This window comes from Pseudomonas sp. GW823-FHT05G12 (assembly GCF_058795575.1).
Genome location: NZ_CM179501.1, coordinates 1,803,545 through 1,817,153 on the forward strand (window position 1 = coordinate 1,803,545; position 13,609 = coordinate 1,817,153).

A 13,609-nucleotide genomic window follows, 5' to 3' on the forward strand; every position below is an offset into this window, starting at 1 on the left:
ATGCGGCGGTCAAGCCACTATCGCATTCGCGGGTAAACCCGCTCCTACAAGGGCCTTGCGTTGTCAGGGGGTGATGGTTTCCAGTTCCCGTTCGCGCGACTGTGTTTCAGCCACTGCCTTGCGCATCTGCTCGCAGCCCCACAGCACCCGCTCTGGCGTTGCCGGCGCATCCACCTGCGGCTGCACGCGGTAATCAGCCAGGCTGGCCACGGCATCCTTGATTGCACACCAGGCAGCAATGCCGAGCATGAACGGGGGCTCGCCCACGGCCTTGGAGTGGAACACGGTGTCTTCCGGGTTCTTGCGGTTCTCCACCAGCTTCACTCGCAGGTCCAGTGGCATGTCGGCCACGGCCGGGATCTTGTAGCTGGCCGGGCCGTTGGTCATCAGCTTGCCTTTGGCGTTCCACACCAGCTCTTCGGTGGTCAGCCAGCCCATGCCCTGGATGAAACCGCCCTCCACCTGGCCGATGTCGATCGCAGGGTTCAGCGAATCGCCCACGTCATGCAGGATGTCGGCGCGCAACATCTTGTATTCGCCGGTCAGCGTATCGACGATCACTTCCACGCAGGCAGCGCCAAAGGCGAAGTAGTAGAACGGCCGGCCGCGGGCCTGGCTGCGGTCGTAGAAGATCTTCGGCGTGCGGTAGAACCCTGTGCTGGACAGCGACACCTGGGCGAAGTAGGCCTGCTGCACCAGTTGCTCGAAGCTGACGATCTGGTCGCGCACCCGCACATGGCCGTTGCGGAACTCGACGTCTTCCTCGGTCACTTGATAGTGCCGTGCGGCAAACTCGGTCAGGCGTTTCTTGAGGATTTCGGCGGCGTTCTGCGCCGCCTTGCCGTTCAGGTCGGCGCCGCTGGAAGCAGCCGTAGGCGAGGTGTTAGGCACCTTGTCGGTGTTGGTAGCGGTGATCTGGATGCGGCTGAAATCCACCTGGAAGATCTGCGCCACCACCTGGGCCACCTTGGTGTTCAGGCCCTGGCCCATTTCGGTGCCGCCGTGGTTCAGGTGAATGCTGCCGTCGGTGTAGATATGGATCAGTGCACCGGCCTGGTTGAGGAAGGTGGCGGTGAACGAAATGCCGAACTTGACCGGTGTCAGTGCCAGGCCTTTCTTCAGGATCGGGCTGTTGGCGTTGAAGCGGCGGATCGACTCGCGTCGCTCGGCGTAGTCGCTGCTGGCCTCCAGCTCGGCGGTCATCTCTTCGAGCATGTTGTGCTCGACGGTCTGGTAGTAGTGGGTGACGTTGCGTTCGGTCTTGCCGTAATAGTTGGCCTTGCGCACGGCCAGCGGGTCGCGGCCCAGATGACGGGCGATATGGTCCATCACCTGCTCGATGGCGACCATGCCCTGTGGGCCGCCAAAGCCGCGGTAGGCGGTGTTGGAGGCGGTGTTGGTCTTGCAGCGGTGGCCGTGGACGGTGGCATCGCCCAGGTAGTAAGCGTTGTCGGAGTGGAACATGGCACGGTCGACGATCGAACCGGACAGGTCGGGCGAATAGCCACAGTTGCCAGCCAGGTCGAAATTGATACCGTGCAGCCGGCCGTTGTCGTCGAAGCCCACGTCATACTCGACGTAGAACGGGTGGCGCTTGCCGGTCATGGTCATGTCTTCGACCCGCGGCAGGCGCATCTTGGTTGGCTGGCCGGTCAGGCGCGCGATTACCGCGCACAAGCATGCCGGACTGGCGGCCTGGGTTTCCTTGCCGCCAAAACCGCCGCCCATGCGGCGCATGTCCAGCACCACCTTGTTCATCGGCACGTCGAGTACTTCGGCGACCAGTTTCTGCACTTCGGTGGGGTTCTGGGTGGAGCAGTAGACGATCATGCCGCCGTCTTCGGTAGGCATGACCGAGGAAATCTGCGTTTCCAGGTAGAAGTGCTCCTGGCCGCCGATGTGCAGGGTGCCCTGAATGCGATGCGGGGCGCTGGCCAGGGCGGCAGCCGAATCGCCGCGCTGATGGGTGTGGCTATCGAGCACGAAGTGCTTCTTGCGCAGCGCCTCGACCACATCCAGCACCGGTTCCAGGTCTTCGTACTCGACGATGGCGGCCATGGCCGCTTTGCGTGCGGTTTCAAGATCGCGGGCAGCGACAGCGAGCACCGGCTGGCCGAAGAACTCGACCTTGTCGATGGCCAGCAGCGGGTCGCCGGCCACCACCGGGCCGATGTCCTTCAGGCCGGGGATGTCTTCGTGGGTGATGGCGATACGCACACCCTCGAAGGCATAGCACGGCGTGGTGTCGATGCGCAGGATGCGCGCATGGGCGCGGTCGGCGGTACGCGCATATACATGCAACTGGTTAGGGAATTCCAGGCGATCGTCAATGTACAGCGCCTCCCCCGATACATGCTTGTCGGCGCTGTCGTGCTTGACGCTGCGGCCGACCCCGGTGGTCAGGTCCTGGCTGAACAGTTCGGCCATCTCGGCCTGGCTCTTGGCTACGTGATGGTTAGACATAAGCGGTCACCCGGGTTTCGATGTACGGTGTTTGCTGTTCGATGAAATACTTGCGCAGCAGGTTCTGCGCGGTCAGCAGGCGGTATTCCTTGCTGGCGCGGAAGTCGCTGAGCGGGGTGAAGTCCTCGGCCAGGGCCTGGCAGGCGCGCTCGATGGCAGCCTGGTCCCACGGCTTGCCGCGCAGCGCCGCCTCACAGGCGCGGGCGCGCTTGGGAATCGCCGCCATGCCGCCGAAGGCGATACGCACACCGCTGACCACTCCGTCTTCGATGCTGAGGTTGAAGGCTGCGCACACGGCGGAGATGTCGTCGTCCAGACGCTTGGACACTTTATAGGCGCGGAACGCCCAGTCACGGGTGGCGCGCGGCACGATGATCTTCTCGATGAACTCGCTGTCCTGGCGAGCTGTGATGCGGTAGTCGATGAAGTAGTCTTCCAGCGGCATAACCCGTTGGCGTTCACCCTGGCGCAGCACCACCTGCGCGTCCAGGGCGATCAGCAGGGGTGGCGAGTCGCCGATTGGCGAGGCGTTGCCGATGTTGCCGCCGAGGGTGCCCTGGTTGCGGATCTGCAGCGAGGCGAAGCGGTGAAGCAGTGCCCCGAAGTCAGGGTACTCCTCGTTCAGCGCGGCGTAGCAGTCAGTCAGTGGCGTGGCGGCGCCGATCTCCAGGTGGCTGGCGGTTTTCTCGATGCGCTTGAGTTCTGCCACATGGCCGACGTAGATCATCACCGGCAAGGTCTTGTGGAACTGGGTGACTTCCAGCGCCAGGTCTGTACCACCGGCCAGCAATCGCGCTTCGGGGTGCGAGCTGTACAGGTCGGCCAGATCCGCCACGGTCAGCGGCACCAGGCAGCGCTTGTCGCCGCTGTTCAGCTCGCCGGTCTGGGTCGGGGCAATGGCCTTGAGGCGGCTGATGGTTTGCGCCTGCTGGGTATCGAACTGGTCGCGGCAGGGCTGGCGGCAGCTCTGCTCGGCGGCGTCGAGGATCGGTCGGTAACCGGTGCAGCGGCACAGGTTGCCAGCCAGGGCTTCCTGGGCCTGATGCAGGTCGGGGACGCTGCTGTTCTTTTGCAGGGCAAACAGTGACATGACGAAGCCGGGCGTGCAGAAGCCGCATTGCGATCCGTGGCAGTCTGCCATCGCTTGTTGAACGCTGTGCAGTTGGCCCTGTTGTTTGAGCCCCTCGACGCTGATCAGTTGCTTGCCGTGCAGCGACGACACAAAGGTCAGGCACGAATTGAGGCTGCGGTAGCGCAGGCTGTCGTTACCCAGGTCGTCCTGGATCAGTTCGCCGACCACCACGGTGCAAGCGCCGCAGTCTCCACTGGCGCAGCCCTCCTTGGTGCCGGTTTTGCCCAGGTGCTCGCGCAGGTACTGCAGCACCGTCATGTTAGGGTCCAGGGCGTGCTCACTACGCAGCTCCTGGTTGACGAGAAACTGGATCACGGGGAAGGCCTCGCAATGGTTTTATTGTTGTTGGGCGGACTCTAAGCAAGACCTGTCTAGCAGGTCAATATTTTTCTGACTCAAGGGTCAAGAAAATGCACATGTCCATGCCCAGCCGCACACACTGCCTCTATTACAAGCATAGATCGCGCCGGGCGCGAGGCTGTCTGACAGGTCAAATAAACCACCTGGCCCCTCTGCGCGATTACCGCCCAAGTACGCTACAATTCGCCCCTTGTGCCCAGTTCAATGATTTTGAAGGAAAACCATGACGTTCAAGGCCCCGGACAGCCTCTCCGAGCAGATTGCCGATTATCTGGCCGAACGCATCATCCGCGGCGAGCTGGCGCCAGGCGAACGTATCCAGGAGCAGAAAGTTACCCAGGCGCTCAACGTCAGCCGCGGCTCGGTGCGCGAAGCACTGCTGATCCTCGAGCGCCGCCATCTGGTGGCGATCCTGCCGCGCCGGGGTGCCCATGTGACCGTGCTGGACGAGCGCAGCGTTCGCAGCCTGTGCTCGCTGATGGGCGAGTTTTACATCCTGCTGGGCAATGCGGTTGCGCAAAAATGGCGCACCGAAGCCGACCTGCGCCCGTTTCTGGAAATCCAGCAGCGGCTGCAGCGTGCCCATGACCAGCTCGACATCAAGACCTTCGTCGCCGACAGTTTTGCGGTCATGCGTGCGGCCTATCCGTTCGCCGACAACCCGTTCCTGCAGGAAACCGTGGAAAACCTGCAGCCGGCCATGAGCCGTGCCTATTACCTGTCGCTGGACCAGCGCCAGGCCAACATGATCGACTATCTCGACCTGTTCGCCCGCTTGCTCGAAGCCGTGGTCTCGCGTGACCTGCCGCGCATTCGCGAGGTGCTCACCGCCTATGGCCAGCGCAGCTGCGAACTGGTGCTGGCGGCACTGGCCAGAGGCTGACCGATGCGCCTGAAGTGCATTCGCCTGGCCGGGTTCAAGTCGTTCGTCGACCCGACCACGGTCAACTTCCCCAGCAACATGGCGGCGGTGGTCGGGCCAAACGGCTGCGGCAAGTCCAATATCATCGACGCGGTGCGTTGGGTGATGGGCGAAAGTTCGGCGAAAAACCTGCGCGGCGAGTCGATGACCGACGTCATCTTCAACGGCTCCAGTGGCCGCAAGCCGGTCAGCCAGGCCAGTATCGAGCTGGTGTTCGACAACAGCGAAACCACCCTGGTCGGCGAGTATGCCGCCTACGCCGAGATTTCGATCCGCCGCAAGGTTACCCGCGACGGGCAGAACAGCTATTACCTCAACGGCACCAAGTGCCGCCGGCGTGACATCACGGATATTTTCCTTGGGACGGGTCTGGGGCCGCGCAGCTACTCGATCATCGAGCAGGGCATGATCTCCAAGCTGATCGAGGCCAAGCCCGAGGAGCTGCGCAATTTCATCGAGGAAGCGGCTGGCATTTCCAAATACAAGGAGCGCCGCCGCGAAACCGAGAACCGCATCCGCCGCACCCAGGAAAACCTGGCGCGCCTGACCGACCTGCGCGAAGAGCTCGAGCGCCAGCTGGAGCGTCTGCATCGCCAGGCCCAGGCAGCCGAGAAGTACCGTGAGTACAAGGCTCAGGAGCGGCAGATGAAAGCGCGCCTGTCTGCCTTGCGCTGGCGAGACCTGGACGAACAAGTACGCCAGCGCGAATCGGTGATCGGCGATCAGGGCGTTTCTCACGAGGCACTGGTGGCCGAGCAGCGCAATGCCGATGCCAGTATCGAACGCCTGCGCGACGGTCATCACGAACTGTCCGAACGCTTCAACCAGGTGCAGGGTCGTTTCTACTCGGTTGCCGGTGACATCGCCCGGGTCGAGCAGAGCATTCAGCACGGCCAGCAGCGCCTGCGGCAGTTGCAGGACGACTTCAAGGAAGCCGAGCGCACACGCCTGGAAACCGAATCGCACCTGGGGCACGACCGTACCCTGCTGGCGACTTTGGGCGAAGAGCTGGCCATGCTCGAACCCGAGCAGGAAATGACCCTGGCTGCTGCCGAGGAAGCCGCTGCCGCGCTTGAAGAGGCCGAGCTGGGCATGCACGGCTGGCAGGAACAGTGGGACAGCTTCAACAGCCGCTCCGCCGAACCGCGCCGCCAGGCCGAAGTGCAGCAGGCGCGCCTGCAGCAGCTGGAAACCAGCCTTGAGCGCCAGGCCGAGCGCCAGCGTAAGTTGGTCGAGGAGCGCGAGCAACTGGGCAGCGACCCGCAGGATGCCGCCATGCTCGAACTGGCCGAGCAACTGGCCAGCAGCGAAATGCTGCTGGAAGAACTGCAGCTCTCCGAAGAGCAGGTGATCGAGCGCCTGGAAAGCGCGCGCGAGCAACTGCAGCAGGCCACCCAGGCGCAACAGCAGGCACAGGGCGACCTGCAGCGCCTGGGTGGGCGCCTGGCCTCGCTTGAAGCCTTGCAGCAGGCCGCCCTGGAGCCGGGCGCAGGTGCTGCGCAATGGCTGCACGGCCAAGGGCTGGAGCAACAGCCGCGGCTGGCCGAAGGCTTGCGGGTGGAGCCGGGTTGGGAGCTGGCGGTAGAGACGGTGCTTGGCGCCGATCTGCAGGCTGTGCTGGTGGACGATTTCAACGACCTCGATTTTGCCGGCCTGGAACAGGGTGAGCTGCGCTTGCTGCTGGCCCTCGGCGCGGGGGCGACCTTGCCCGGCAGCTTGCTGGAGAAGGTCGAGGGCCGTATCGACCTGACGCCCTGGCTGGGCCAGGTCAGGCCTGTGGAAGACCTGGCTCAGGCACTGGAGCAGCGCGGGGCGCTCGGCGAAGGGCAGAGCCTGGTCAGTCGCGATGGCTACTGGGTCGGCCGGCACTTCCTGCGGGTACGCCGGGGTGGCGAGGCCGAAGGCGGCGTGCTGGCGCGCGGCCAGGAAATCGAACGCCTGGGCCAGGAACAACTGGAACAGGAAGCGGCGCTGGAGCAACTCGATCAACAGTTGCAGGCCCTGCGCGAGCAGCAACTGGACCTGGAGGAGCAGCGCGAACAGTTGCGCCGCCGCACCCAGGATGAAAACCGCCTGCACGGCGAGCTGAAGGCCAGTCTTTCGGCCAGCCGCGCGCGCGCCGAGCAGGTCGAGCTGCGACGCCGCCGCTTGCACGAAGAGCTGAGCGAGCTGGAAGAACAGCGCGCCCTGGAACACGAGCAACTGGGCGAAGCACGCCTGCTGCTGCAAGAGGCTTTGGAGCTCATGGCCCAGGACACCGAGCAGCGCGAACAGTTGATGGCCCGCCGCGACACCCTGCGCGAAAGCCTTGACCGGGTGCGTCAGGAGGCCCGCCAGCACAAGGACCACGCTCACCAGCTGGCGGTGCGTCTGGGGTCGCTGCGTGCCCAGCACGACTCTACCCGCCAGGCGCTGGAGCGTCTGGAGCAGCAAGCTGCGCGCCTGACCGAACGCCAGGAACAACTGAGCCTGAACCTGGAGGAGGGTGAAGCCCCGCAGGAAGAACTGCGTCTGAAGCTGGAGGAGCTGCTGGAGCGGCGCATGAGCGTCGACGAGGAAATGCGCCTGGCTCGCCTGCACATGGACGAAGCTGACCGCGAACTGCGCGATGCCGAAAAACGCCGCACCCAGGCCGAGCAGCAGGCCCAGCTGCTGCGTGGTCAACTGGAGCAGCTGCGCCTGGAGTGCCAGGGCCTGGATGTGCGGCGCAAGACCTTGCAGGAACAGTTGCTGGCCGACGGCTATGACCTGCAAGGCGTGCTCGCCACCCTGGAAGCCGAGGCCAGCGAGCAGGGCACCGAGCAGGAGCTGGAACAGCTTGAAGCGCGCATCCAGCGCCTGGGGGCGATCAACCTGGCGGCCATCGAAGAATACGAGCAGCAGTCCGAGCGCAAACGTTACCTGGACGCCCAGGACGCCGACCTGGTCGAAGCGCTGGAGACCCTCGAAAACGTCATCCGCAAGATCGACAAGGAAACCCGCAACCGCTTCAAGGATACCTTTGATCAGATAAATGCCGGATTACAGGCACTTTTCCCAAAAGTTTTCGGTGGTGGCAGCGCTTATCTGGAACTGACGGGCGAAGATCTACTCGATACAGGGGTAACGATCATGGCGCGACCGCCGGGCAAGAAGAACAGCACCATCCATCTGCTGTCCGGCGGCGAGAAGGCACTGACCGCTTTGGCGCTGGTGTTTGCCATCTTCAAGTTGAACCCCGCACCGTTCTGCATGCTCGACGAGGTCGATGCACCGCTGGACGATGCCAACGTCGGGCGCTACGCGCGTCTGGTCAAGGAAATGAGTGAAAGCGTGCAGTTCATCTACATCACCCATAACAAGATTGCCATGGAGATGGCGGACCAATTGATGGGGGTGACCATGCATGAACCAGGTTGTTCACGCCTTGTTGCGGTTGATGTGGAGGCGGCCATGGCCATGGTCGACGCTTGATGCACGACGATAGGGGCACATTCTGCAGCGAAATGCCCCGCCGTGTGCGACAGACGGTGTAAAGTTGTCTTTGGTCGTGCTAGCTTAATGTCACTCGTTTTTTGCGTGGGTAAAACGCCTGTCAGAACATAGAGTTGGCGCCACGTGTTAAAGGGCTTTGAACCCTTTGTTTTCAAGCATATTTTTATAGAGGCACGGGATTACATGGAAATCGGTCTGCGCGAGTGGCTGATCCTCATCGGCATCATTGTTATCGCCGGGATTCTTTTCGACGGCTGGCGCCGCATGCGCGGCGGGAAAGGCAAGTTGAAATTCCGTCTGGATCGCAGTTATTCCAACCTGCCGGACGAAGAGGGTGGCAGTGCCGAAGTGCTCGGCCCGTCGCGAGTGCTCGATACCCACAAGGAGCCTGAGCTGGACGAAAGCGACCTGCCGTCGCTCAGCGCGTCTGCGCGTGATCGCGAGCGTGAGCCCAAGCCGGTCAAGGCCAGCAAGCGCGGCAAGCGTGCCAGTGCGGCTGCCGATGTGCAGCAGGGTGACCTGAACCTGAGCGCCGAGCCGCGCGAGCCCGACCTGTTTGCCGACAGCGATGACGACTTTGCCGCCGACAACAACCGTAGCAGCGGCGCAGCGCCTGCCAGCAACAGCGTCAAGGAGTTGCCACCTGCCGAAGAGGTGCTGGTCATCAGCGTGATCTCGCGCGACGAGGGTGGCTTCAAGGGCCCGGCGTTGTTGCAGAACATCCTGGAAAGCGGCTTGCGCTTCGGCGAAATGGACATCTTCCACCGCCACGAGAGCATGGCCGGTCACGGCGAGGTGCTGTTCTCGATGGCCAACGCAGTCAAGCCTGGCGTGTTCGACCTGGACGACATCGATCACTTCAGCACCCGCGCGGTGAGCTTCTTCCTCGGTTTGCCGGGCCCGCGTCATCCGAAGCAGGCTTTCGACGTGATGGTTGCTGCGGCACGCAAGCTGGCCCACGAACTGAACGGTGAGCTCAAGGATGACCAGCGCAGCGTGCTGACTGCCCAGACCATCGAGCACTACCGCCAGCGTATCGTCGAGTTCGAGCGCCGTGCGCTGACCCAGAAACGCTGACAGATCCAGACGAAAGAGCAGCCTGAGGGCGTGCTGGCCGGTTCGGGTATCGTCGTTGCCTGTGCCGGCCTCTTCGCGGGTAAACCCGCTCCTACAGGTACATCACCGCCCTAGGGCATGTGACGCCCTTGTAGGAGCGGGTTTACCCGCGAAGAGGCCGGCACAGTCAACAGACACCTGGAACCCCACGCACCACCCCAAGCTGCTCTTTTGCTTTGCAAGAGAAGACAATCCCATGACCGCCGAAACCCGTATCCTCGAACTGCGTGCCGAGCTCGATCAGCATAACTATCGCTACTACGTGCTCGACGAGCCCAGCGTGCCTGATGCCGAATACGACCGCCTGTTCAACGAGCTCAAGGCGCTGGAAGCCGAACACCCGCACCTGGTAACCCCCGACTCGCCCACCCAGCGTGTGGGTGGAGCTGCCTTGGCTGCGTTCAGCCAGGTGCGCCACGAAGTGCCGATGCTCAGCCTGGGCAACGCCTTCGAAGAAGCCGACCTGCGTGAGTTCGGCCGTCGCGTGGTAGAAGGCCTCGATCAGCCTGGCGCGGTCGACTACAGCTGCGAACCCAAGCTCGATGGCCTGGCCGTGAGCCTGCTATACCGCGACGGCCAGCTGGTGCAGGGTGCCACCCGTGGCGACGGCACCACTGGCGAAGACATCAGTGCCAACGTACGCACCGTGCGCAACATCCCGCTCAAGTTGCAGGGCAAGGGCTGGCCGGCGGTGCTGGAGGTGCGCGGCGAGGTGTACATGAGCAAGGCCGGCTTCGACCGGCTCAATGCCGCCCAGGCCGAGGCCGGTGGCAAGACCTTCGCCAACCCGCGCAACGCTGCCGCTGGCAGCCTGCGCCAGCTGGATTCGAAAATTACCGCCAGCCGCCCGCTGGAGTTCTGCTGCTATGGCGTTGGCCAGGTGTCCGAGAGCATCGGCGACAGCCACATCGGCATCCTCGAGCAACTCAAGGCCTGGGGCCTGCCGATCAGCCGCGAGCTCAAGCATGCGGCGGGCATCGAAGAATGCCTGGCCTACTACCGCGACATTGGCGAGCGGCGTAACAGCCTGCCGTATGAGATCGACGGGGTAGTGTTCAAGGTCAACAGCCTGGCCGCCCAGCGCGAGCTGGGCTTCCGCGCCCGTGAGCCGCGCTGGGCGATTGCCCACAAGTTCCCGGCCATGGAAGAGCTGACCGAGGTGCTGGATGTCGAGTTCCAGGTTGGCCGCACGGGTGCAGTCACGCCTGTGGCGCGCCTGAAGCCGGTCAAGGTGGCCGGTGTGACGGTGTCCAACGCCACCCTGCACAACATGGACGAAATCGCCCGCCTGGGCCTGCGTATCGGCGACACGGTGATCATTCGCAGGGCCGGCGACGTGATCCCGCAGGTGATGCAGGTGGTGCTGGAGCGTCGTCCGCAAGGCGCCCGCCCGGTAGAGGTGCCAAGCGCATGCCCGGTCTGTGGCTCGCAGGTCGAGCGTACCCGGCTGGTAAAGCGCAGCAAGGGCAAGGAAACCACCAGCGAAGGTGCGGTGTACCGCTGTGTCGGCCGCCTGGCCTGTGGCGCCCAGCTCAAGCAGGCGATCATTCATTATGTGTCGCGCCGTGCCATGGACATCGACGGTCTGGGTGAGAAGAGCGTCGAGCAGTTGGTGGATGAAGGCCTGATCGGCTCGCCGGCTGACCTGTACAAGCTGCAGTTCGAGCAGATCGTCGGCCTGGAAGGCTTCGCCGAGGTGTCTACCCAGAAGCTGCTGGATGCCATTGAAGCCAGCAAGCGCCCGAGCCTGGCGCGCTTCATCTACGCGCTGGGCATCCCGGATGTCGGCGAGGAGACCGCCAAGGTGCTGGCCCGCTCGCTGGGCAGCCTGGCGCGCGTGCAGCAGGCATTGCCGCAGGTGCTGACCTATTTGCCGGACATCGGTCTCGAAGTGGCCTACGAGATCCACAACTTCTTTGAAGACGAGCACAACCAGAAGGTTATCCAGCAACTGCTCGACAGCGGTATGCAGTTGCAGGACGAAGGCGAACTGGCTGCCGAATTTGCCGCCAGCACCACCTTGGCCGGGATGATCGCCAAGCTCGACATTGCCTCCGTCGGCCCGACCGGTGCCGAGAAGTTGGTGGCCAGGCTCGACAGCCTGGACAAGATCATCGCCGCCGACGGCATTGACCTGCGCCAGGCCCTGGCGGCCAAGCAGGCCGACGCAGTGCGTGAGTTCTTCAAGGATGAAGCAAACCAGAAACTGGCCCGGGACATCGAAGCGCAGCTGCTGGCGTTCGGCATGCACTGGAGCAGCGAGAAGAAGGTGGCCGAAGGCTTGCCGCTGGCCGGCCAGACCTGGGTGCTGACCGGTACGCTGGAGCGCATGAGCCGCGACATTGCCAAGGACAAGCTGGAAAGCCTGGGGGCCAAGGTTGCCGGTTCCGTTTCCGGCAAGACCCACTGCGTGGTGGCAGGGCCGGGGGCAGGTTCCAAGCTGGCCAAGGCTGCTGAGCTGGGTGTGAAGGTACTGGACGAAGATGCCTTCGTCACATTCCTGGCCGAACAGGGCATAGCGGTCTAGGCATCCGTGCCCCCTGTGGGGGGCAACTGTCTTGCTCAAAACTTGAAAAGCCAGCGCGGTCGCCCGTAGGAGCGGGTTTACCCGCGAAGAGGCCCGTCCAGGCCATCTCGACCCTGACAAGTCATTGAGAAATGATGACTTTTTCTGCCTCAGTGGTTGTATCTGCTCCAAAGACCGGTACAATGGCGCCACTCGCTGCTCAGCGAGGCATGTTGTGGTGGCCCCATCGGTCCCCCCGCATTGATTACCCGTTAACCTGGTCAGGCCCGGAAGGGAGCAGCCATAGCGGGAACATCGAGTGCCGGGGTGTGGCTGGTGGGGCCGCCTCCATTTCTGTAAGTCCTTAATTCTAAAGGACTTTCTCGCTCAAAAATCTCAAAGTGGACCAGTGCCGTAGTACACCTGAGTGTGCACTGTGCTTAGCATCCTACCTTGTATCCTACAGATCAGCCACTACGCAACTTTAGGTTGCATGGACGCGCTTTCGTGTGCTTGCGGCTGTAATCATCGTTTCCGGCCAATTTTGCAGTGGCTTTCCTTATGCTTAGGCTACCGACTACAGTGACAAAGCTGGTTGGTGTCGCTAAAGTTAGCTATCAAATAGCTATCAGAACTCCAAGCTCAGTTAGAGGGACCTAATGTCTAAGCGCCAATACCCGGTCGAGATGGCTAATCTCGTTTGTAAATTCGGGGCTAGAAATCTCCTTGACTATTTTGAAGAGATTGTGTACCCAGCTTTTTCGGATCCTGCCCTTCGGAGGGTGTATTCGGAAACGAAGTATTTCTTTGAAAATGTCCAGTTGGTCACGGTTGATGGGCGCGTGTTGCTCGTGGGTAGATTCATCAAAGACATGATCTTCGAGCGAGAGCAGGTTTATACTTCTGATGGGCTGGTAGCCGATCATGATGAGATGCAGTCATCGCCGTCATGTATATTTGTTCTGGTTCTTGATATCCATAGGCTGATATTCCTTAAAGAAACTAAGGGTGCACCGAATCTCGATAATTTTAAGTCTACTCTCGAAAATTTTCTTAAGGCAAAGTATAAACTTTACATAGACTCTGTTTACGATGCTGCAAAGGAGCGTAAAGAGAAGGTGACAAAGAGGCAGTTGATGCTTGACAATGTCTCACCTACTCTGGAGTTGATTCCTTTGACATCGGCTCAAAGTATTGATTCGTTCGTGCGTCAGTATGAAGTACTCAGCTCGGTTACGTACAAATTCTCGGATCGTAATGATGAGCACGATAACGAAGGCTTTTTTGAAGCTGTTCAGCGTCAAAAAGATGAGGTCGGTAGTAAGACTACCACGATCAAGCACTCAAACTCTGATGGTTTGGATAAAGAAAGTGTAATCGAAGAAGTCCAAGCTGCAACTGTTCAAGGTAATCAGAAGGTTACGCTTGTGGGTAAGGATAGTTCTGGAACTGAGTTACGGGGAGATAATGAAAATTTTCAGCTCAAAAGTTTTGTTGAGCTAAAATCTACATCGCCCGCTGATGCCGCGCCTACACTGTTCCAAAAATTCATTCAGTTGGTCGGGGATGGAATGATTCAGGTTGCTGCTCCAACTCAGGCGGCCCTTGCTAAACTTAATCCGTATCGAAGGTGAGT

General features: G+C 61.6%; 7 protein-coding genes and 1 other RNA gene. 6 read left to right on the forward strand and 2 right to left on the reverse strand.

The genetic code is table 11. The features are described 5' to 3' along the window. Positions 1-63 precede the first annotated feature (63 nt). Together xdhB and xdhA are read right to left on the reverse strand one after the other, a co-directional pair. Complete coding sequence (xdhB, locus tag AC3RCM_RS08380; RefSeq protein WP_064493457.1) at positions 64-2,463, reverse strand: xanthine dehydrogenase molybdopterin binding subunit; 2,400 nt, start codon at positions 2,461-2,463, stop codon at positions 64-66. Then, complete coding sequence (gene xdhA / locus AC3RCM_RS08385) at positions 2,456-3,910, reverse strand: xanthine dehydrogenase small subunit (protein WP_492629503.1); 1,455 nt, start codon at positions 3,908-3,910, stop codon at positions 2,456-2,458. The genes xdhB and xdhA overlap by 8 nt, the downstream gene beginning before the upstream one ends. 268 nt (positions 3,911-4,178) lie before the next feature. Between xdhA and AC3RCM_RS08390 the strand changes: the two genes are divergently transcribed. From AC3RCM_RS08390 to AC3RCM_RS08415, 6 genes are all read left to right on the forward strand, one after another. Beyond that, entirely contained in the window at positions 4,179-4,838 is a 660-nt protein-coding gene (locus AC3RCM_RS08390) for a GntR family transcriptional regulator (protein WP_064493455.1), read from the forward strand. A gap of 3 nt (positions 4,839-4,841) precedes the next feature. Then, positions 4,842-8,330 (forward strand): chromosome segregation protein SMC, encoded by a 3,489-nt coding sequence (smc, locus tag AC3RCM_RS08395; protein ID WP_104886428.1) that lies wholly within the window; start codon positions 4,842-4,844, stop codon positions 8,328-8,330. A 204-nt stretch (positions 8,331-8,534) separates the two neighbouring features. Then, a complete protein-coding gene (zipA, locus tag AC3RCM_RS08400) occupies positions 8,535-9,428 on the forward strand; it encodes a cell division protein ZipA (protein ID WP_020193514.1) in 894 nt (297 codons plus the stop codon). A 235-nt stretch (positions 9,429-9,663) separates the two neighbouring features. Next, a complete protein-coding gene (gene ligA / locus AC3RCM_RS08405) occupies positions 9,664-11,994 on the forward strand; it encodes an NAD-dependent DNA ligase LigA (RefSeq protein WP_064493453.1) in 2,331 nt (776 codons plus the stop codon). 224 nt (positions 11,995-12,218) lie between these two features. Further along, an RNA gene (gene ffs, locus AC3RCM_RS08410) (signal recognition particle sRNA small type) lies at positions 12,219-12,315 on the forward strand. Positions 12,316-12,632: 317 nt separating this feature from the next. Beyond that, on the forward strand, positions 12,633-13,607 hold the full coding sequence (locus tag AC3RCM_RS08415; protein WP_060519344.1) for a hypothetical protein: 975 nt from the start codon (positions 12,633-12,635) through the stop codon (positions 13,605-13,607). Positions 13,608-13,609 lie beyond the last annotated feature (2 nt).